18 protein-coding genes are annotated in these 22,388 nt (G+C 39.7%); 12 read left to right on the top strand and 6 right to left on the bottom strand.

All coding sequences use genetic code 11. The annotated features are described in order from the left end of the window. Positions 1 to 497: 497 nt before the first annotated feature. From hoxE to A9Y75_RS12995, 8 genes are all read left to right on the top strand, one after another. Positions 498 to 1,031 (top strand): bidirectional hydrogenase complex protein HoxE, encoded by a 534-nt coding sequence (gene hoxE, locus A9Y75_RS13030; protein WP_071189983.1) that lies wholly within the window; start codon positions 498 to 500, stop codon positions 1,029 to 1,031. Continuing rightward, the gene (nuoF, locus tag A9Y75_RS13025) at positions 1,018 to 2,625 is read left to right on the top strand and encodes an NADH-quinone oxidoreductase subunit NuoF (protein WP_071189982.1); all 1,608 of its coding nucleotides are present in this window, start codon (positions 1,018 to 1,020) and stop codon (positions 2,623 to 2,625) included. The genes hoxE and nuoF overlap by 14 nt, the downstream gene beginning before the upstream one ends. A gap of 103 nt (positions 2,626 to 2,728) precedes the next feature. Next, complete coding sequence (hoxU, locus tag A9Y75_RS13020; protein WP_071189981.1) at positions 2,729 to 3,445, top strand: bidirectional hydrogenase complex protein HoxU; 717 nt, start codon at positions 2,729 to 2,731, stop codon at positions 3,443 to 3,445. Positions 3,446 to 3,646: 201 nt separating this feature from the next. Beyond that, positions 3,647 to 4,177, top strand: a complete 531-nt coding sequence (locus A9Y75_RS13015) for a DUF3122 domain-containing protein (RefSeq protein WP_071189980.1) — start codon at positions 3,647 to 3,649, stop codon at positions 4,175 to 4,177. Then, entirely contained in the window at positions 4,174 to 4,719 is a 546-nt protein-coding gene (locus A9Y75_RS13010) for an oxidoreductase (protein WP_071189979.1), read from the top strand. Before A9Y75_RS13015 ends, A9Y75_RS13010 begins: the two co-directional genes overlap by 4 nt. A gap of 51 nt (positions 4,720 to 4,770) precedes the next feature. Then, positions 4,771 to 5,385 (top strand): CP12 domain-containing protein, encoded by a 615-nt coding sequence (locus tag A9Y75_RS13005; protein WP_071189978.1) that lies wholly within the window; start codon positions 4,771 to 4,773, stop codon positions 5,383 to 5,385. Positions 5,386 to 5,610: 225 nt separating this feature from the next. Beyond that, positions 5,611 to 7,059 (top strand): Ni/Fe hydrogenase subunit alpha, encoded by a 1,449-nt coding sequence (locus A9Y75_RS13000; RefSeq protein WP_071189977.1) that lies wholly within the window; start codon positions 5,611 to 5,613, stop codon positions 7,057 to 7,059. Positions 7,060 to 7,290: 231 nt separating this feature from the next. Beyond that, the gene (locus A9Y75_RS12995) at positions 7,291 to 8,148 is read left to right on the top strand and encodes a sulfurtransferase (protein WP_071190140.1); all 858 of its coding nucleotides are present in this window, start codon (positions 7,291 to 7,293) and stop codon (positions 8,146 to 8,148) included. Positions 8,149 to 8,252: 104 nt separating this feature from the next. On the opposite strand, the gene A9Y75_RS12990 is transcribed toward A9Y75_RS12995, so the two are convergent. After that, on the bottom strand, positions 8,253 to 8,642 hold the full coding sequence (locus A9Y75_RS12990; protein ID WP_071189976.1) for a pentapeptide repeat-containing protein: 390 nt from the start codon (positions 8,640 to 8,642) through the stop codon (positions 8,253 to 8,255). Between the two features lie 281 nt (positions 8,643 to 8,923). After that, positions 8,924 to 10,153, bottom strand: a complete 1,230-nt coding sequence (locus A9Y75_RS12985) for an NB-ARC domain-containing protein (protein WP_071189975.1) — start codon at positions 10,151 to 10,153, stop codon at positions 8,924 to 8,926. 671 nt (positions 10,154 to 10,824) lie between these two features. Here A9Y75_RS12985 and A9Y75_RS30345 point away from each other — a divergent pair. The 3 genes from A9Y75_RS30345 (at position 10,825) to nifJ (ending at position 17,655) form a co-directional block, all read left to right on the top strand. Next, the gene (locus A9Y75_RS30345) at positions 10,825 to 13,032 is read left to right on the top strand and encodes a CAP domain-containing protein (RefSeq protein ID WP_071189974.1); all 2,208 of its coding nucleotides are present in this window, start codon (positions 10,825 to 10,827) and stop codon (positions 13,030 to 13,032) included. A 421-nt stretch (positions 13,033 to 13,453) separates the two neighbouring features. Beyond that, a complete protein-coding gene (locus A9Y75_RS12975; protein WP_071189973.1) occupies positions 13,454 to 13,903 on the top strand; it encodes a hydrogenase maturation protease in 450 nt (149 codons plus the stop codon). Positions 13,904 to 14,085: 182 nt separating this feature from the next. Next, positions 14,086 to 17,655, top strand: a complete 3,570-nt coding sequence (gene nifJ / locus A9Y75_RS12970) for a pyruvate:ferredoxin (flavodoxin) oxidoreductase (protein ID WP_071189972.1) — start codon at positions 14,086 to 14,088, stop codon at positions 17,653 to 17,655. Positions 17,656 to 17,796: 141 nt separating this feature from the next. On the opposite strand, the gene A9Y75_RS12965 is transcribed toward nifJ, so the two are convergent. Then, positions 17,797 to 18,153: a phytochelatin synthase family protein gene (locus A9Y75_RS12965; RefSeq protein WP_071189971.1), complete on the bottom strand. Its 357-nt coding sequence runs from the start codon at positions 18,151 to 18,153 to the stop codon at positions 17,797 to 17,799. A gap of 82 nt (positions 18,154 to 18,235) precedes the next feature. On the opposite strand from A9Y75_RS12965, the gene modB reads away from it, so the two are divergent. Further along, positions 18,236 to 20,038, top strand: a complete 1,803-nt coding sequence (modB, locus tag A9Y75_RS12960; protein WP_071189970.1) for a molybdate ABC transporter permease subunit — start codon at positions 18,236 to 18,238, stop codon at positions 20,036 to 20,038. Between the two features lie 79 nt (positions 20,039 to 20,117). Here modB and A9Y75_RS12955 read toward each other — a convergent pair whose 3' ends face one another. The 3 genes from A9Y75_RS12955 to A9Y75_RS12945 form a co-directional block, all read right to left on the bottom strand. After that, positions 20,118 to 20,903, bottom strand: a complete 786-nt coding sequence (locus tag A9Y75_RS12955) for a DUF362 domain-containing protein (protein WP_071189969.1) — start codon at positions 20,901 to 20,903, stop codon at positions 20,118 to 20,120. Between the two features lie 21 nt (positions 20,904 to 20,924). Beyond that, positions 20,925 to 21,185 (bottom strand): TIGR03643 family protein, encoded by a 261-nt coding sequence (locus tag A9Y75_RS12950; RefSeq protein ID WP_071189968.1) that lies wholly within the window; start codon positions 21,183 to 21,185, stop codon positions 20,925 to 20,927. Positions 21,186 to 21,411: 226 nt separating this feature from the next. After that, positions 21,412 to 22,191 carry an ABC transporter ATP-binding protein gene (locus A9Y75_RS12945; RefSeq protein ID WP_071189967.1) on the bottom strand — a complete coding sequence of 260 codons (780 nt, stop codon included), beginning with the start codon at positions 22,189 to 22,191 and terminating at the stop codon, positions 21,412 to 21,414. Positions 22,192 to 22,388 lie beyond the last annotated feature (197 nt).

Here is a 22,388-nt window from a genome sequence, read left to right as displayed (position 1 = left end):
ATCTGACGCACCTCACTAATATTAGAGGATGTTTGAAAAGTTGCAAATTATACTCTAAACCCCTCTCCAAACCTCTCCCCCACAGGAAGAGAGGCTTTGATTCTTACTCCCCTTCCCTGGTAGGAAAGGGGTTGGGGGTTAGGTTCTGAGACTTTTGATGTTACCAAAAATACTTTTAAAACATCCTCTTAGGCCGGAAATAACTAATTTGGGTTGATGCAGATCATGTCTCATTTGTATAGTGCCTAAGTCCTATTAAGTAGGTGGGCGTAGTCTTGCCAATGTAAGTACCAAGCGATGCCTACGGCGAGCGAAGCTATCGCGCAGTTGGCACTAAAAATTAGACATTTCCCCGAAATATAAATCTTCTCTCTGCGCCTGGAGCGTCTCTGCGTGAATAAATCATACCTAACTATCCTCACAAGTTTCTCAAATTGTTCTTCTATGATCATAATTATGAGACGCAGAACATCCTGAAGAGACAAGAGGCTCAAACCATGAATTCAGCATCTGCTGTTAAAACTAACAACACAGCAAAAGCACCCTCAGCAACTCGTGGGGATAAGCGCTTTAAAATGCTGGAAGCCACTATAAAACGCTACCAATATCAACAGGATGCACTGATTGAGATATTGCATAAAGCGCAGGAACTGTTTGGCTATTTAGAAAACGATGTCTTAATTTACGTTGCTCATAATCTCAAACTGCCACCTAGTCGAGTTTATGGTGTTGCCACATTCTACCATTTGTTTTCACTAGCACCTAATGGCGTGCATACCTGTGTGGTGTGTACGGGTACAGCTTGTTACGTCAAAGGCGCTGAAGCTATCCTGGCAAATTTAGAAAAATCTGCCCATATCCACGCTGGTGAAACCACAGCAGATGGTCAAATTTCACTGCTAACAGCCAGGTGTTTAGGTGCTTGTGGAATTGCCCCTGCTGTAGTATTTGATGGCACCGTTTTAGGCAACCAAACCCCTGAATCAGTTAGCGAACGCATCAAAGGATGGTGGCAAGATGGATCTACCTGAATTAATAGAAATTTCCCAAAAAGAACGTGCTTTAGAGAAACCTGTGCAAATTCGCTGTTGTGTTGCAGCTGGTTGTCTGTCTGCAAATTCACAAGCCGTCAAACAAGGTTTAGAAGCGGCTGTAAAAGCAGAGAATTTAACAGAAACTGTCGAAGTTCGTGGCGTTGGCTGTATGCGTTTGTGCTGTCAAGGGCCATTAGTACAAGTTGAGAAAAACACCGAACCAGAAAGTCTGGGTACGCTGTATGAGAAAGTCACAGCTGATGATACACCCTCAATTATCGCCGCTCTGAATGGGGGAGAGACAACAGTCCAACAAGGTGATTTAAATCATCCATTTTTTACATCCCAGATGCCGATTGTGTTAGAAAACAGCGGCAAAATCGACCCAGAACGCATTCAATCTTATATTGCTGCCAAAGGTTATCAAGCCCTTTACCATGTCTTGCGGGAGATGACACCCAATGCGGTAGTAGATAGTATTACTCGCAGCGGTTTACGGGGACGTGGTGGTGCTGGCTATCCTACCGGTTTGAAATGGGCAACAGTTGCTAAAGCAAAAGGGGAACGCAAATTTGTGATCTGTAACGCCGATGAAGGCGATCCGGGAGCGTTTATGGATCGCAGTGTTTTAGAAAGTGATCCCCATCGGGTTTTGGAAGGAATGGCGATCGCAGCTTATGCTGTCGGAGCAAATCAAGGCTACATTTACATCCGGGCAGAATATCCCGTTGCTATCAATCGTCTGCAAACTGCAATTCGTCAAGCGCAACGTCTTGGCATCTTAGGCACTGAAATTTTCGACTCTCGCTTTGATTTTAAAATTGATATTCGTATCGGTGCTGGGGCTTATGTCTGTGGTGAAGAAACAGCTTTAATGGCTTCTATTGAGGGTAAACGCGGTCTTCCTAATCCCCGTCCACCCTACCCCGCTGAGTCTGGTTTGTGGGGCTATCCTACCTTAATTAATAATGTCGAAACCTATGCCAATGTTGCACCTATTATCCGCAAAGGTGCTGAATGGTTCGCGAGTATTGGCACTGCAAAAAGCAAAGGTACAAAGGTTTTTGCGTTAGCAGGCAAAATCTGTAACACAGGTTTGATAGAAGTACCGATGGGAACTCCATTACGGCAAATTGTGGAAGCAATGGGTGGTGGCGTACCAAATGGCGGTGTAGTCAAAGCCGTGCAAACTGGTGGTCCTTCGGGGGGATGTATTCCCGCATCAGCTTTTGATAGTCCGGTAGATTATGAATCACTCACTCAACTCGGTTCGATGATGGGTTCCGGGGGCATGATTGTTATGGATGAAACTACCAACATGGTGGATGTCGCCCGCTTCTTCATGGAATTCTGCATGGATGAATCTTGCGGTAAATGCATTCCCTGTCGGGTGGGGACGGTGCAGTTATATAAATTGCTGACAAAGATTAGTGAAGGTAAAGCATCTTTTGCTGACTTGGAACAGCTAGAAGAATTATGTGACATGGTGAAAAATACCAGTTTGTGCGGTCTTGGTCAGTCTGCACCGAATCCGGTATTTAGTACTTTGCGTTATTTCCGTGAGGAATATTTGGAGTTGATTAGTCATTAGTCATTAGTCATTAGTCATTAGTCATTGGTCATTTGTATTTACAAAGTACTGGAAAAAATGTGCAATTTGAAAGCGGATTAGCGTCACAAGGAATAAATACTAAATGGCAGTAAAAACTTTAACAATTAATGAGCAGTTAATTAGCGCCCGTGAGGAGGAAACTATTCTCCAAGCAGCGCAGGATGCAGGAATTCACATTCCGACTTTGTGTCACTTGGAAGGAGTTGGAGATGTGGGGGCTTGTCGGCTTTGTTTGGTAGAAATTTCTGGTAGTAATAAACTCCAACCTGCTTGTGTGACAAAGGTTTCGGAGGGTATGGAAGTGCAGACGAATAGCGATCGCTTACAAAGATACCGTCGCACTATTGTGGAAATGCTGTTTGCGGAAGGTAATCACATTTGTTCGGTCTGCGTGGCTAATAATAATTGTGAATTACAAGATTTGGCAATAGAAATGGGTATGGATCATGTTCGATTAGAATATCAATTTCCTCACCGTACTGTTGATACTTCTCATGATCGTTTTGGGATTGATCATAATCGTTGTGTTCTTTGTACTCGCTGTGTGCGGGTATGTGATGAAATCGAAGGCGCACATACTTGGGATATGGCGGGAAGAGGTTCACAATCTCACGTTATTACTGATTTAAATCAGCCTTGGGGAACTTCTCAAACTTGTACTTCTTGCGGTAAATGTGTTAATGCTTGTCCCACAGGTGCGCTGTTTGATAAAGGTGCAAGTGTTGGTGAAATGAAACATGATCGCGGCAAAATTGACTTTTTAGTCACGGCACGCAATAAAAAAGAATGGAATTTTTAATCATGATCAGCCAACATCTGAACTATAGGAATCCGGTTTGGTTTCTGTTCGCGGTAGCGTGCCGTAGGCATATTTACTCGTAGAGGTAGGGAACTCTTAACAGGGAACAGGGAACAGAAAAGAAGGAATCAAGGTATACGGAGTTCTGTTCAAAATTCAAATAGGAGTCCTATATGAATAAGTTAGCAAAAACTCAATCTTATGTTACACCATATTCGACATTTCTTTTGGCAAATTCTCATAGTGGTAATACTGACAACATTGATATTACTGGGTTTAGTCAATCTCACATCCCAGACAGGACTTGCTGCTGTGACTCAGTTAGGAAACTCACCAGGAGAAGTGATGTATCGCTCACAAGTAAAATTAGATGATCAATCAGGAAAAGTTTGGCAAGTTGTTTTATTTAAACAAGTTTATTCTGATCAACCTTCTCAGATAAATCTTCGCTTAATTGGTTTTCCTGGTTCTGCTGAATTGATTCATCCCCAACCTTTAAAAATTACCTCGACTACAGGTAAAGTTTGGAATGCTATGGATATATTTTTAGATGAAGCCCCAGCACCAACTATTGGTCAATATGACTTGACGAAGATATTACCTCAATTACCTTCCGAACCTTTAACTTTATCAATACCTCTTCCCGGTGCAAAATTAATTAATATCTCAATTCCTACTTTTGTAGTTAAAGAATGGCAATCATTAATAATAACTGAAAAGGCAAAAATATGACTCGGATAAAATTAGCGACGGTTTGGCTAGGCGGTTGTTCTGGCTGTCATATGTCTTTTCTCGATTTGGATGAATGGCTGATTGATTTAGCAGAACAAGTAGATTTAGTTTTTAGTCCTTTTGCTGATGCTAAAGAATATCCTCAAGGCGTGGATGTGGTATTAGTTGAAGGTGCAGTAGCTAATGAAGATCATCTAGAAATGATTCATACAGTAAGAGAACGGACTAAAACAATAATTTCCTTTGGTGATTGTGCTGTTACTGGTAATGTTACCGCTTTACTTAATATCTCTGGAGGTGCTGAAACTGCTTTACAATTAGCTTATATACAAGGTGCTGATGCTAACCAACAAATTCCCCATTCACCAGGTATTGTTCCACCTTTACTAGATAAAGTTGTACCTGTACATCAAGTAGTACCTGTTGATATTTATTTACCTGGTTGTCCGCCTTCAGCACCTCGTATTCGTGCTGCACTTGAACCCTTATTAAAGGGAGAAAAACCACATTTAGAAGGACGAGAAATGATTAAATTTGGCTAATACCATTTTCAACTTTCAACTTTCAACTTTCAATTATTTTCAAGGTGACTTATGTTAACAGCAGCAGATGTGATGACTAAAGATGTGGCGATGATTCGCAGTTCGGCAACAGTAAAAGAAGCTGTTGATTTAATGAGAGCTAGAGACTGGAGAGCATTAATTGTAGATCGTCGTCATGAACAAGATGCTTATGGAATTATCACAGAAAGCGACATTGTTTATAAGGTAATTGCCTATAGTAAAGACCCGAATAAAGTCCGTGTTTATGAAATTATGACTAAACCTTGTATTGTGGTTAATCCAGAATTAGGTTTAGAATATGTAGCCAGATTATTTGCTAACAATCATCTCCGTCGTGCGCCTGTAATTAGTGGCGAATTAGTAGGAATTATCTCACTGACTGACATCTTAGCGCGGAGTAGTTGTCTAGAAAAACCTCGCTCAATTTTGTTAGAACAAGAATTACAAGATGAAATTAAAAAAGCTCGTCTTGTTTGTGCTGAAAAAGGCATCAATTCTGCTGAATGTGCAGCAGCTTGGGATGTGGTGGAAGAAATACAAGCAGAAATTGCCCATCAACGTGCCGAAAAACCTCTTAAAACAGCCTTTGAAGATTACTGTGATGAATATCCCGAAGCTTCTGAAGCTAGGGTTTATGATTTGTAATTCGTAATTCTGAATTACCATAGCGGTTCTCGATTGAGTGATGTACAAAAACCCAACCCCCTCCCCGCAAGCGATGAGGGGACTATGATGTACCTCATGTGATTAGGAAACGCTATAAACACAAAAAATGAAGGATGAGCAGGATTAATCTTCAAAATTATTAAAGTAAAGTTATGCAAGAAATCCTGTTAATCCTTTAATCCTTTCATCCTGATCCAATTAATTATGAAAAAAATTGTTATTGATCCCGTTACTCGCATTGAGGGACACGCTAAAATTAGTATCTATTTAGATGACGAAGGTCAAGTAAATGATGCACGTTTTCATGTAACTGAATTTCGCGGTTTTGAAAAGTTTTGTGTTGGTCGTCCTTTTCCAGAAATGCCGGGAATTACTGCTAGAATTTGCGGTATTTGTCCGGTAAGTCACTTGTTAGCATCGGCAAAAACAGGCGATCGCATTCTGGCGGTGACAATTCCTAAAACAGCTGAAAAACTACGTCGCTTGATGAATTTGGGACAAATTGTCCAATCTCACGCTTTGAGTTTCTTCCACCTCAGCGCCCCAGATTTATTATTAGGAATGGATAGTGATCCTGAAAAACGCAATGTCTTTGGATTAATTGCAGCCCAGCCAGAACTTGCGCGTGGGGGAATTCGCTTGCGTCAATTTGGACAAGAGATTATTGAACAATTAGGTGGGCGAAAAATACACCCATCATGGGCGGTTCCTGGTGGTGTGCGCGAACCTTTATCGATAGCAGGACGTACTCATATTCAAAACCGCATTCCCGAAGCACGCACTACAGTATTAGATGCACTGGGTAAATTTAAAGGCTTACTCAATGATTATCAAAAAGAAGTGCAAACTTTTGGGAATTTTCCTAGCTTATTTATGGGGTTAGTTAGTCCTGATGGTTTGTGGGAAAACTACGATGGACATCTTCGTTTTGTAGATAGTGCTGGAAATATCATTGCTGATAAACTTGATCCCACTAATTATCAAGAATTTATTGGTGAAGTGGTTCAATCGGATTCTTATTTAAAGTCTCCTTACTATCGTCCTTTGGGTTATCCTGATCAAAGCGATCATTGTCGTTTAGATAGTGGTATTTATCGGGTGGGTCCCCTAGCACGTCTGAATGTTTGTAGTCACATTGGTACGCCTTTAGCTGATGCGGAATTGAGAGAATTTAGAGACAGAGGTAAAGGAACTGTCACTTCATCATTTTTCTATCACTACGCCCGCTTAATTGAAATTCTGGCATCAATTGAGCGAATTGAAATTTTACTAGATGACCCTGATATACTATCAAATCGATTGCGTGCTGATGCTGGCATTAATCAATTAGAAGCAGTGGGTGTGAGTGAAGCACCAAGAGGCACATTATTTCACCATTATAAAGTTGATGAAAATGGCTTACTTGAGAAAGTAAATTTAGTAATTGCTACAGGTCAGAATAATTTAGCAATGAATCGCACAGTAGCGCAAATTGCCCGACATTTTATTCATGGTTCAGAAATTCCTGAAGGAATGTTAAACCGTGTTGAGGCAGGAATCAGAGCTTTTGACCCTTGTTTAAGTTGTTCAACTCATGCAGCAGGACAAATGCCTTTGCATATTCAATTAGTTGGGAAAGATGGGAGTATCGTTAATGAAGTTTGGCGAGAGTAATTCTTAATTGACCTGAGTTCTATAGCTGGAATCGCAAAGGTTGTTTGAAAAATAATTGATTGTAATTTTAGGCGCTTATTGATACCCATTAAAAAAGGAAAAAATCGGCATCAAAAGCCACAAAAGTTCTCTCATAACATTCAATATTCATTCTTCTGTGATTTGCATTTCAAAATGCAAATCTGCCAAGCGCGATAATGCCTAATGGTAAGAGAACAGAAGTATGAAAGCGTGAATACAAAACTCCTCATTTCTCCTCAAGAACTCACGTCCCTGTTAGCAGAAAATTCATCACGGGCTGTCATTATCGATACGCGAAGTCAAGAAGATTATGCTATTTCTCATATTCCTGAATCCATAAATATTAAAGATTTTTTCACCTATCTTTTAGACAATTCCTACCCAGCAGGATTCAAGAAATTGCAAGAGTATTTTGCAGAAATTATGAGCAGGGTAGGAATATCTGGTGCGGAACAGTTAATTGTTTATGAAGATGCTTTAAATAAAGGTTATGGTCAATCTTGTCGAGCAGCTTTCTTACTGAAGTATTTGGGTTGCGCTCAGGTATCTATCTTACAAGGAGGATATAGAGCATGGCTCAGGGAGAGATTAACTACTACCGATGAAGTGCCATTACGTGAAAGCAGCATATTTAGATTGCATCCCCACGCTGACATGATGGTGACTACCATCGAGATGTTGCAAGCAATTGACAATCCAGCAATTATTAAATTAGATGTACGCGATCGCCACGAATGGCTTGGGTTGAGTTCTTCTCCCTACCATCCTGACTTTTGTCCTCGCAAAGGTAGAATCCCTAATGCAGTATGGTTAGAATGGCATCGTCTGATGAATTCTGAGTCGGAAATCCCCACGTTTAGATCGCCAGATGAAATCCGAGAAATTTGTCAGTCAGTAGGTATTACTTCAGAGTCAGAAGTGTATATTTACTGCTTTAAGGGTTCAAGGGCTGCTAATAGTTTGATAGCCCTAGAACAGGCAGGAATTTCTGCTAGAAATTATTTTGGCTCTTGGAATGAATGGTCTCGTGACTTTTCACTACCAATTGATAGCAGAGTTATGCAATGAGCGTGTAATATCAATTCACTTAATTAAAGCTACAAATGAATCTCCGCGTCAGAGCATCTGTCCATTTGTATCAATCTTCAAGTGAAACGGTATTAGTCGTGCTTTTAGCTCTCTTTAATCTGCAATCCCATTTGCGCTGGATCAAAATCTTGAGGAAAATGAGTACTGCGATCGCAATCTGCTTTTTCCAGTTTCGCTCCCTTAAGATTAGCTTGACGGAGATCGGCCGAGAATAACAAGGCTCCCCGAAGATCAGCATCTTGCAAATTGGCTTGACTGAGATTTGCAAAGCTGAAATCACAGCCTCTAAGATTAGCACCATTTAGATTAGCTTCACTCAAGTCAGCGTAGCTGAAGTCACATCCTTTGAGATCAACACCTTGTAAATCGGCATTACCCAAGTTCGCTTCACTAAAATTGCGTTTCCCCTCTGTATACTTTTTTACGAGAGTCACGGCTGTATTAATGATCTGTTGAGAATTTGTTTCAGACATAGAACCGCCTTACAGCTTGTCTCATGATTACCGTAGTCGAAACTCATTAATGATGGTTTCCACCACATCCATTAATCATAAGACCGCTGATGCCCAAATCGGCAAATATTGTTAATTTTGACAAGACTTACCCAACTGGCATAGTTAATGGGACTTAGACAAAACAGAAGAAGAAACTCCCCCCTCCTGACTCCTGTACGGGCGTATTGCAATTGTACGGGCGTATTGCAATACGCCCCTTCTGACGCTACGCTATCACCAAAAAACTTTTTCCTTAAACCCTATTTAAATCGGTCTTTCACGTACTCCAACAGTACAGGGAGCAAAATGTATTTACCTCTTTTTTTCTCAATTAAAGAGCGTGAATATAATTCCTCCATTGCTTGCAAAAGCTGGGATTTAGACACAGTAAATACTATACTTTTCTCTATATCAGCAATGTTTGTCAGATCCGGATTAATTGCCAACCAGTAAAGAATTTTCTGTTCTATATGAGAGAGGGGATTTAATTGCTGTTCTAATAAGCGTTTAATATAATTACTGACTAATAAAGTATCTTCTTCTAAAAATCTGCCAATATGTCGATTAAAAAAGTTAGTAATGGTATTGGCAACAATTTTAATTTTTAGAGGGTTATTACCGTATAGATGGCATAATTCGTACTTTTGTTTATCTGTTCCCAAGAGTCGTTTTGATTGTACTAAAGCAAAGGCTATTTCTGGTGAACCACTCAACCGGAAGCAACACACAGGAAGTTTTGGAAATTCTAGAACAGTGATTTCAGCAGGTTTATATCGACTCGAGAAAATTAGACAGCTTTGATGGTTGGTTTCTGCAATTATTCTAATCAACTGAATATATTCTGTATTACCAACATCTAAAGCCGTGTCTAGGTTATCCAAGATGATTAGACATCGACGGGTACGCAGATAATGCATGAGTCGATTAATGTCGGGTTTGCGTTCCTTGTGATTGGAGATAAAGGAGAGCAGATCAGTGATCATGCTATCAAAAGATGGGATGATAGGCACTGAACGCCAAATAACATAATCAAACTGATCCTGAATCTGTTTTGTCAGTTGAGTCGCTAACGTAGTTTTACCGACTCCACCCATACCCACCAGCGCTACCAACCGACAGCTATCTTTTAAAATCCATGACTCTAGCTGCGTCAGTTCTTGGCTGCGTCCGTAAAATGCTGAAATATCAACCGCTGTTCCCCAGTCTTGAAATTCTGGTTTTTTTTTACATATTTGTATGTTCTTCGTGGAGGAAATAGATGTTACTTCCTCATTCGTAGTGGTAATTTGTCGCCAATCTAGATTTAATCTGCAACATAGTTCTTCAAAGGTTGCATAACTAACAGGTTTACCAGTGAGGAAATTACTAACTGTAGCTAAGGACAACCCGGTATCATGAGCCAATGCTCTTTGATGGGGATAGCCATTGCGTGTAACAGCTATTTTAACTTTTTCAATACATTCATGACTAACTCTGAGTGACCTTGGCATAAATAATAATAATCCCAGAATTTACCGATTGATGTAAATAATCAAGTCTTTAATCGGGATTTTGCCAAATTTTAGACGTTATAGATTTCATTTTTTCACGATTAATGAGTTCTCACAATCTATTCTTAGATAGATGACAAAAGCTTTAAAATACTAAATTTCGTTACTTCATATAATGAGCTATTTGTAAATAGAGTAAATCTTAAGACTTTCAGTATATTTGCTATAATTTTGATAAAACAATAAATCTTGTGGCAAAGCTATTAAATTTGCCATATTATGTATATTTTAGGTTGAATTTTGCATTATTTGGGCTTTATAAACATTTTTGACCCTGATATCTCTATTTATCTACAGATAGCTTTTCCTGTTTAAGTCTCAAAACAGCCTTTTAAATTATCTAAGTCAGTACAAGTCAGTACGGAACTCAGTACACACTTGGGTAAGCTGGAGCATTGAACCATTCAATTTATGAACTGAATATACTACACACCGGGACAAATTGCGCTTTTGATTGTCATGCTTCGTTCCTCAATATCTCGGAGATTCTTCCCTGCGATCAAAATGACAAAAGCGTTAAATTATGACCGTCTGAAGTATAAATAAAACCCAAATGGGTTAACAGTTTTTAAAATGGCCAACTTACGTGTAACGACCCAAGGACGGATTTTATGGCTATATTACGGCAAGACCAGTTTGATCAGACAGTTCTCAACCTTGTTAATCAATATCGGGCGCAAAATGGTCGCCAATCCCTGACATTATCTCAAGAATTAGATCAGGCGGCCGATAAATACGCGATTCGCATGGCGACTGGAGACTTTTTTGCTCATAATGATCCAAATGGCTCGACTCCTTTTACAAGAATAAGCGCAGAGGGCTATAATTACACCTCAGCAGGGGAGAATATAGCGGCTGGGCAGTTAACCCCAGAGAGTGTATTTCAAAGTTGGATCAACAGTCCAGGTCATCGCGCCAATATTTTAAATGCCAATTATACCCACATGGGACTGGGATACGCATACCTAGCGAATGACACAGGGACAACGAATTATAGTCACTATTGGGTTCAAACGTTTGGTGGTGGAGATCCGAATCCCGGAACGTATGTGGCACAAACAGATTCAAACATCATCAATGGTGGAAATGGTAATGATATCCTTAATGGTGGAAATGGTAATGATATCATCAATGGTGGAAATGGTAATGATACCCTGAATGGTGGAAATGGTAATGATATCATCAATGGTGGAAATGGTAATGATATCCTTAATGGTGGAAATGGTAATGATATCATCAATGGTGGAAATGGTAATGATATCCTTAATGGTGGAAATGGTAATGATATCATCAATGGTGGAAATGGTAATGATATCCTTAATGGTGGAAATGGTAATGATATCATCAATGGTGGAAATGGTAATGATATCCTTAATGGTGGAAATGGTAATGATATCATCAATGGTGGAAATGGTAATGATACCCTGAATGGTGGAGATGGCAATGATACTCTGTTTGGGGGTGCGGGTAGTGATATCCTCTATGGTGGAAATGGTGATGATATTCTTGATGGCGATCTAGAAATTGCTGTATCAGGTTCTGCAAAAGATACAATTTACGGTGGAGCAGGCAATGATAAATTATATGGTGGAGAAGATAACGACAGCCTTTACGGTGAGAATGGTAATGATACCCTAGATGGTGAAGATGGCAATGATACTCTGTTTGGGGGTGCGGGTAGTGATATCCTCTATGGTGGGAATGGTGATGATATTCTTGATGGCGATCTAGAAACTGCTGTATCAGGTTCTGCAAAAGATACAATTTACGGTGGAGCAGGCAATGATAAGTTATATGGTGGAGAAGATAACGACAGCCTTTACGGTGAGAATGGTAATGATACCCTAGATGGTGAAAATGGTAATGATACTCTAGATGGTGGTGCGGGTATTGATACCTTGATTGGTGGTTTAGGCAATGATATTTATGTTGTCGATACCACCACCGACATTATTACTGAACTTTCCGGGCAAGGTACAGATACCATTCAATCTAGTGTCACCTTTAGTCTAGCTACCCTGCCTAACATTGAAAACCTCACCTTGACAGGAACAGCCGCGATTAACGGTACAGGTAATGCTGGTAATAACGTCATCACTGGCAACATTGGTAACAACATCCTTAATGGTGGTGCTGGCAATGATACTCTGTTTGGTGGTGCGGGTATTGATACCTTGATTGGTGGTTTAGGCAATGATATTTATGTTGTCGATACCACCACCGACATTATTACTGAACTTTCCGGGCAAGGTACAGATACCATTCAATCCAGCGTCACCTTTAGTCTAGCTACCCTGCCTAACGTCGAAAACCTCACCTTGACAGGAACAGCCGCGATTAACGGTACAGGTAATGCTGGTAATAACGTCATCACTGGCAACATTGGTAATAACATCCTTAATGGTGGTGCTGGCAATGACTTACTCACCGGGGGAAATGGAAAAGATACTCTAACCGGGGGACTTGGAGTAGACCGTTTTGATTATCGCAACTTAGCTGATTCCGTCTTCAGTAGCTTTGACATTATTACGGGCTTCAATGCTACGGTTGGTAATGATTTATTCCTCGTTTCCACTGCACGAGCCGGATTCAATAATGCGGGAAGTGTTGCCACACTTAATACAGCAGGCATTGCAGCCAAGTTAACCAATACCAACTTTGCAGCTAACTTTGCTACTCAATTTACCTTTGGTAGCCGTACCTTTGTCGCTATTAATAATGCTACAGCCGGCTTTAGTGCCACTACTGATGCCATCATTGAGGTGACAGGATTAACAGGCACTCTGGGACTCAATAACTTTACAACTACCTTAGCGTAGCTTCTGGTATCGTTTGGGGAAATCATATTGTAGAGATGTTTTATGAAACGTCTCTACATCAGCATATCCTGTGATTGATGCAATATGTAGGGGTTTAGGAATTCGCTTTACCCCTACCCAGGTTTAGGTTTTATGAGCCAATTTATAAGTATTTTTTCTATCCAAATCTTCAAGAAGATTACGGAAGCGATCGCATCTGACAATATCGTCTTAGAGGTTGTTTGAAAAGTATTAGATGAAACCGATAATCAAGAGAAACCTAACCCCCCTTCCCCCCTTCCCTACGAGGGAATGGGGGTTTCAAAGCCTCTTCCCGTGTCGGGGAGAGGTTTGGAGAGGGGTTGATTTATACATTAAAAACTTTTCAAACATCCTCTTAATAACTCTCCTGCTTTCCCTTTCCCAAATGGGATCAGCAACCATGAATAAGACATTGATAGTGATTGGTTATGGTAATGAATTGCGTAGTGATGATGGTATTGGACAACGAGTAGCTCAAGCATTGCATCTATCAAAGGTGAAATCTATTGCTGTCCATCAACTTACCCCGGAACTTGCCGAAACTTTAGCAAATGCTGATTTGGCAATCTTTATCGATGCTTGTTTAGCGTCCGAAAGTGACCAGGTGCAAGTAGAAACAATCTCACCTGAATCTTTCAACATCATAGCCGGACATACAGCCGATCCGCGATCGCTCTTAGCTCTGACTCAAGCCCTTTATAGTCGTTGTCCGCAAGCTTGGTGGATAAAAGTTCCCGGCGTAAACTTTGAATTAGGATACAGCTTATCACCCATTGCCGAAACTGGAGTTGCGATCGCTTTACAAAAAATTACTCAAATCATCGACGAAAATTCCAGCTTAGATATTTAATAAAATTTTCCAGCACATTGTGTATGAGCGATCGCACACAGTTCCAGGGTGCAGATTAGCAAACATTTTTCCTAATCTCCAGTCCCTTTGATTTCTTCACAAGTTTCTCAACTTCTTCTCCTAACGTTAAAAGCAGATTCAGCTTAGTCATTACTAGCGCTTAGAGACACAGGTGCAAAAAAATGAACAAGAGAAGCTTTGCAATCATAGACGGTAATGAGGCTGTTGCCCAAGTCGTCTATCAACTGAATGAAGTCATTGCTATTTATCCAATTACTCCTTCTTCACCAATGGCTGAGTGGGCAGATACTTGGGCTAGTGAAGTCAAACCCAATATTTGGGGTACTGTTCCCTCGGTGGTACAGATGCAGAGTGAAGGCGGTGTGGCTGGTGCTGTACATGGTGCTTTACAAACTGGTTCACTGACAACCACATTTACAGCATCCCAGGGATTATTGTTGATGATCCCCAATATGTACAAGATTGCCGGCGAACTTACACCGACAGTTTTTCATATTGCGGCGCGATCGCTTGCCGCCCAATCTCTCTCAATTTTCGGTGATCACAGCGATGTTATGGCAGCCCGTGGTACTGGTTTTGCCATGTTATGTTCTGCATCAGTCCAAGAAGCACAAGATTTTGCTTTAATAGCCACCAGGACAACTTTAGAATCACGAATACCTTTTCTACATTTTTTTGATGGCTTTCGTACTTCCCACGAAATTAACAAAGTAGAAACTTTAACAGCAGATGATTTGCGAGAATTCATTCCTGATGAATTAGTATTTGCCCATCGTTCACGCGCCCTCACTCCCGATAAACCAGTTTTGCGCGGGACAACACAAAATCCTGATGTCTACTTTCAAGCCAGAGAAACTGTCAATTCTTACTATTTAGCTTGTCCAGACATTACCCAAAAAGTCATGGATGAATTTGCCACCATGACTGGGCGACAATACCAATTATTTGAATACCACGGCAACCCAGCAGCCGAACGAGTTATTGTGCTGATGGGTTCCGGTTGCGAAGCAGTACATGAAACAGTAGATTATCTCAACGCCCGTGGTGAGAAAGTAGGCGTTTTGAAAGTACGATTATATCGCCCATTTGATGCCAAACGCTTTGTCGCCGCCTTGCCAGAAACTACCCATGCGATCGCAGTCTTAGACCGCACCAAAGAACCAGGCTCATCTGGTGAACCATTATATTTGGATGTAGTCGCGGCTATTTATGAAGCATGGGAAAATCAAACAGCAAAATCATCCCCCAAAGTCATTGGTGGTCGTTACGGTTTATCTTCTAAAGAATTCACGCCAGCAATGATTAAAGCCGTCTTTGATAACCTGGCTACGGCTGAACCAAAAAATCATTTTACTATCGGTATTAATGATGATGTCACCTACACCAGTTTAAATTATGACCCCGAATTTAGTATTGAACCAGACAATATAGTCAGAGCGATTTTTTATGGTTTGGGTGCAGATGGTACGGTGGGGGCTAATAAAAACTCAATTAAAATTATTGGTGAAGAAACAAACAATTACGCTCAAGGATATTTTGTCTACGATTCTAAAAAATCAGGTTCTGTCACAGTTTCACATTTACGCTTTGGTTCGCAATTAATTCGCTCAACTTATTTAATCAGCAAAGCCAACTTTGTTGCCTGTCATCAATGGGATTTTGTCGAAAAATTTCCGATTTTAAAAGATATCGTATCAGGCGGAATATTTTTGGTAAATTCTCCTTATGAAAAAGATGAAGTTTGGAATCATCTACCGTCATCAGTACAAGAGCAAATTATTCAAAAGCGCCTGAAATTTTATGTGATTAATGCCTATAAAGTTGCTCGTCAAGCAGGCATGGCTGGCAGAATTAACACGGTAATGCAGGTTTGTTTCTTTGCCTTATCAGGTGTATTGCCACGAGAAGAAGCCATTGCACAAATTCAAAACTCTATCCGCAAGACTTACGGTAAAAAAGGCGATGAAATTGTCCAGATGAACCTGAAAGCAGTAGATACCACTTTAGAGAATTTGTATGAGGTGGGGAATAGGGAATTGGGAATAGGGAATGGGAAAGAAAAACAATCCCCAATTCTTGATGCTGCACCGCCATTTGTCCGTGATGTCTTATGTAAAATGATTGCCCGTGAAGGGGATGAACTACCAGTTAGTGCTTTACCAGTAGACGGTACTTATCCCACTGGTACAGCGAAATGGGAAAAACGTAACATTGCCCAAGAAATACCAGTTTGGGATACGGATGTCTGCATTCAGTGTGGTAAGTGCGTGATGGTGTGTCCTCATAGTGTCATTCGTAGTAAGGTTTACGAACAGCAGCAGTTAGAAAATGCACCACCGACATTTAAAAGTGCCAATGCAAAAGATCATGATTGGCAAGGTTTGAAATACACTATTCAAGTGGCAGCAGAAGATTGTACTGGTTGCGGTATTTGCGTAGATGTTTGTCCGGCGAAGAATAAATCAGAACTACGCCGCAAAGCCATTAACATGGAACCGCAAAGACCATTACGGGAACAAGAACGGGAAAATTGGGATTTCTTTTTGAGTATTCCTAATCCTGATAGAAGTCATCTGCAACTGACTCATATTAACCAGCAGCAAATGCAAGAACCATTATTTGAGTTTTCTGGGGCTTGCGCTGGTTGTGGTGAGACACCTTATCTGAAGTTAGCAACACAGTTATTTGGCGATCGCATGATTGTTGCTAACGCCACTGGTTGTTCTTCTATCTATGGCGGTAATTTGCCCACCACTCCTTGGACGCAAAATGCTGAAGGACGTGGCCCAGCTTGGTCAAATTCGTTATTTGAAGATAATGCTGAATTTGGTCTAGGTTTTCGCATTTCCATTGATAAACAAGCCGAATTTGCTGCGGAATTACTCAAACAATTAGCAACGGATGTGGGCGAAAAACTGGCAAATAGTATCCTTGATGCTGAACAAAAAGACGAAGCTGATATTTGGGAACAACGAGAAAGAATTGCTATCCTCAAGCAACAATTAGATAAAATTCTGACACAAAACCCCAATCTAAAATCCAAAATCCAAAATCTAAAATCGATTGCTGATTATTTAGTGAAAAAGAGCGTCTGGATTATCGGTGGTGATGGCTGGGGTTACGATATCGGCTTTGGAGGATTGGATCACGTCTTAGCCAGTGGACACAACGTGAATATTCTCATTCTCGATACTGAGGTTTATTCCAATACAGGTGGACAAATGTCCAAAGCCACACCCAAAGCAGCTATAGCAAAATTTGCTTCTGGAGGTAAAGCTGCGCCTAAAAAAGACTTGGGTTTAATGGCCATGACTTACGGCAATATCTACATTGCCAGTGTCGCAATGGGCGCACGAGATGAACACACTCTCAAGGCATTCTTGGAAGCCGAAGCTTATCAAGGCCCATCACTAATTATTGCCTACAGCCATTGTATTGCCCACGGGATCAACATGAGTACAGCAATGCAAAATCAAAAAGCTGCTGTCGATTCGGGTCAATGGTTATTGTATCGATTTAATCCAGACCGCATCAAGCAAGGAGAAAACCCACTACAACTGGATTCACGCACACCAAAGTTACCGCTAGAACAATATATGTATCTAGAAAACCGCTTCAAGATGTTAACCAAAACTAACGAAGAAACGGCACAGCAGTTACTTAAAGAAGCTCAAGCAGATGTAAAAACCCGTTGGCAGATGTATCAATATTTGGCAGCAAGAAATTATTGAAAATTGGAGTAATCATCATGGATTTGACTACAACTTATCTGGGGATGAAATTGCGATCGCCTCTTGTACCTCATCACATCGGGAAGTGCTGTAATGCTCCTAACTGTTGTAAATTCATTCCACTCCAGGCAACTTTTTTTGTTAGATGACTTGTTGGGTTTTTTCATTACTAAAAAAGTTATCTTGGGTAAATACTTTAAATTTTCTATACTCTGGTGTTTCCGGTGCAGGAATTTTTAAACTGTTTAATAGTATCACAATACTTGCTACTCCACAATAAGCCAGATTATCTTGAGTGACAAACTGCATACTTAAAGGGAAAAAATCAGCCCGCAATTTACTTTCAATTAACAATTTTTCACCGTCAGGAGTATCAAACCCAATTAATTTTTCTGGAAGAAATAAGGTTTGCGCGAGAATATTCTCCCCAGATATGCATAATCCAATTATCAAAGCTGCAAGGCAAGTGTGAATGGTTAAATGTTTGTGAATTTTCATATTTGTCTGATTCTGAAAAACGGTAACGGGCTTTTTCTCTGGTTTAGGGTATAATACCAACTAAGTTGGAAATATATAAACTATGCCACAGGATTTATCACCCCTCTGGATATCGCTGAAAACCTCATTATTAGCAACGTTTATCACTTTCTTTTTGGGTATTGGTGCTGCTTACTGGATGTTGGGATATCGCGGTAAAGGGAAATCTGTAATTGAGGGTATATTCGTCGCACCGTTGATTTTACCACCTACAGTTGTTGGTTTTTTGCTGCTGCTATTTTTTGGCAAAAATGGACCGGTTGGTAAATTGATGGAACCATTTGATGTCACCATCGTGTTTACTTGGTATGGTGCAGCCATTGCCGCAACCGTGGTTTCTTTCCCATTGATGTATAAAACTGCATTGGGAGCTTTTCAGCAAATTGATGCTAATTTATTGCGGGTAGCGAGGACATTAGGTGCTAAAGAATCAACAATATTTTGGCGCATTAGTTTACCTTTAGCATTTCCTGGGATTGTGGCAGCAACTACCTTAGCTTTTGCTCGTGCTTTGGGTGAATTTGGTGCAACTTTGATGTTAGCGGGTAACATTCCTGGACAAACTCAGACGATACCAATGGCGATATATTTTGCTGTAGAAGCCGGCGCAATAAATGAAGCTTGGTTTTGGGCGATCGCTATTATGGTAATTTCTTTATCAGGAATTATTTTGGCTAACTTATGGCAAGAATTACAGCACAAAAGCCGACCCAAGGAAAAAGCAGAAACAGGAGAATTAGAGAATCAATCCTTATCTTCACCTGTAAATTATTCCACATCTCATTTATTTCTAGATATTGAAAAAAGACTAGCAAGTTTTCATCTTCAAGTTGCCTTTAATACCGATGACCAACCTTTAGGATTGTTGGGAGGTTCTGGTGCGGGAAAAAGTATGATTTTGCGTTGTATTGCAGGAATAGAAACACCAACAAGAGGGCGGATATTGTTGAATGATCGGGTATTATTTGATTCAGAAAAAAGCATTAATATTCCTAGCCGTGATCGCAATATTGGTTTTTTATTCCAGAATTATGCCCTTTTTCCACACTTGACTGTAGCGCAAAATATCGCTTTTGGTTTACCCAAGGGATTATCTAATGGAAATATACGGTTAGAGGTAGAACAGCAATTATCAGCAATGCGATTACAAGGATTAGGCGATCGCTATCCGCACCAACTTTCTGGAGGACAACAACAACGAGTAGCCTTAGCTAGAGCTTTAGCAAGTCAACCAGAAGCATTACTTTTAGATGAGCCATTTTCTGCCTTAGATACACATTTACGTAGTCAGTTAGAACAACAAATGACAGAAACTTTAGCTGATTATTCGGGTGTGACTTTATTTGTTACTCACAACATGGAAGAAGCTTATCGGCTGTGTCCTAATTTATTAGTATTAGAACAGGGAAAAGAAGCTCATCATGGTTCTAAATATGAAATTTTTCAGCATCCTGCTAGTATGAGTGTTGCCCAAATTACTGGGTGTAAAAACTTTTCTCAAGCTGTGGCGATATCACCACAAAAAGTAGAAGCAATTGATTGGGGTTGTATTCTCAAAGTTACAGAAACAATTCCTAATCAATTATCTCACATTGGTATTCGCGCTCATCAAATTACCTTTAGCAACAACCCTAATCAAGAAAATACTTTCCCTTGTTGGATAGCCAGAATCAGCGAAACACCTCACCGGGTGACTTTATTTTTAAAGTTGCATTCACCTGCTAAGGATGCTCATGATTACCATTTACAAGCTGAAGTTTATAAGGAAAAATGGATGAAAATTAAAGACCAATCTTTTCCTTGGTATGTACATTTACATCCTTTACAGTTGATGTTGATGGAGTAAATGTAGCGGTTCTCGGTTGAGTGAAAAACCCCACCCCCAACCCCCTCCCCGCAAGCGATGAGGGGACTATAGCGATTACTTAACCTCGGAGACTTTCAATAGCATCTAAATAATCGGCTATTGTTTCTCCACCAATTTCACAAGCCACACGGTCAACTGTCAGCATATCTTCACCAGCAAATACTTTACCTAATTCTATAGATTTACCTTTATCTGGTTTCCAATCTGCACTGATAAACTTGAGATTACCATCTACAACCGCACCATTAAATAAATGTCCAATAGTGAAATAAACATCTTGCAAAATTAAAGGAACAGAAGGACGGTGTAATTGTCCTCGTGATTTTGGACTTCTGGCTTTATAACGACTGCGAGGAAACAACCCATACAAGTTTTTTAAAGAAGCTGAAATTAAAGGCTTGTCATTAATATATGTACGTTTGAAAGCACCAACAGAAATTCTACAATCTACTTCTTCTAAAATTGCGGGAGCCAGCATTGTTTTAAACCGAACTGGTTGAGGAGAAAGATTGGGATATTCTTTCAATGGTAATTCATCTGCATCTAATAATTGCATTCCTACATCTAGCAATGAATATAAACCATTACGACTGGCTATTTCTGGTAAAGAAACTGGTGAACATACACCTTCAACAATTAAAATTTCGGCATGAGGATTACAGGAACGTAAACCTTGAAGTACCGCACCTAAGACTTTCATGCTGACAGTTACAGGAGGTGCAACTGGATAACCCAAATTAGGTTTGACTAAAATTTGTTTAGCATTAATAGCCGCAGTCGGTGGTTGATATATAAATTCATTGGTATCTGTGACTTGAACAGGAAACTTTAATTTATTATTCATCAATTGACTAAGAAGATAATATTAATAATAAGTTTTTTGATTATCAGATTTAAAAGTTCCAGCGATAAAATCTCGCTTTTTTAAATGCTTCGTCTTCCGCTGAGTTACACGCTCCCTCCACATTCTAAAACTAGATTCTTTCATCTCCCGACGCATGATAGCAATCACTTGTTTTTCCAGTAGCCCAAATTGAATCTCAATAGCATCAAAAGGGGTTCTGTCTTCCCATGCCATTTCTACAATTCTGTCTATTGTGGCTTGTTCAAGTTCTGGTAATTTCATATTTGATAAAAAAGTATAGTCCTATTTATTTTAGCAATGACGATGACAAATCGCAATTGACCTTTTTTAAATTAAAAGTTAAAAATTTAAGATTAATAATAATTTTTAATTAATTTTGGGTGCAAGCCTCCACTGATTGCAATTTTTAATTAATAATTTTTAATTTTTAATTTGGAGCGTTCGCGCAGCGTCTCGTAGAGAAGCGATTTGACTTTTAAAACATCTTCTAAAGAACAGCAGAAATTGCACAAACCTGTAAGCCAACGGGGGTATTAATAATTATAGATTCTACCCCAAAAACTTGAGCAATATTATTTGGTGTTAGCACTGCTTCTGGTGTACCAACTTCCCAAAGATGACCTTGTTTTAATAAAGCAATCCGGGAACTATACCGCGCGGCTAAATTTAATTCATGTAAAACTGTGACTATGGTTAAATTTTGCTGCTGATTGAGATTTTTTAATAATTCTAATAATTGTAATTGATAATTTATATCTAAATAAGTGGTAGGCTCATCTAATAATAATACCTTGGGTTCTTGAGCTAAAGCTAAAGCTAAAAAAGCCCGTTGTCTTTCACCCCCTGATAATTCTTCAATTAAGCGATTGCTAAATTTTTCTAATTGGGTTTTTTTAATTGCTGCTTCAACTTTTTGTCTATCTTCAGAACTTAATTCCCATTGCCACCAAGGTTGATGAGGTGTTCTTCCTAAACTCACTAATTGACGTACTGTTAAACCGACAGGAACTGTTTGTTGTTGGGGTAAAAGTGCCAATTTTTGAGCAATTAAATTGGGAGGTTGTGAGTGAATTGCTTTCCCATCTAATAATATGACTCCCTGCTGTGGTGAAAGAATTCGACTAATTAATTTGAGTAGAGTAGATTTGCCAGAACCATTAGCACCAACTAAACTTAACCATTCTCCAGTTTGCAAAGAAAGATTAATATTTTGAATAATTGGCGAAACAGTATAACCACCTGTGAGATTTTGTAATTCAAGAGGCATTTTAAGATTTTAAAACTCATTAAAATAAAAAAACAATTGATTCGCTATTTTATTTCTAGCAGACTGCATCATTTTTTGCAACCTAATTACCTTTTCACAATGTCCGAAGAATATGACTTTAGTCATGACTATATTAGTGACTTTTTACCTATATCGCCATGCAACTCTAATTTTATGCTTTAAGTAGGTTGAAATAA

Source organism: Trichormus sp. NMC-1, from assembly GCF_001858025.1.
In the GTDB taxonomy this organism is placed as follows: Bacteria; Cyanobacteriota; Cyanobacteriia; order Cyanobacteriales; family Nostocaceae; genus Anabaena.
Note: the sequence above shows the minus strand (reverse complement) of the source record. Positions and strands in the feature narration are given on the sequence as shown.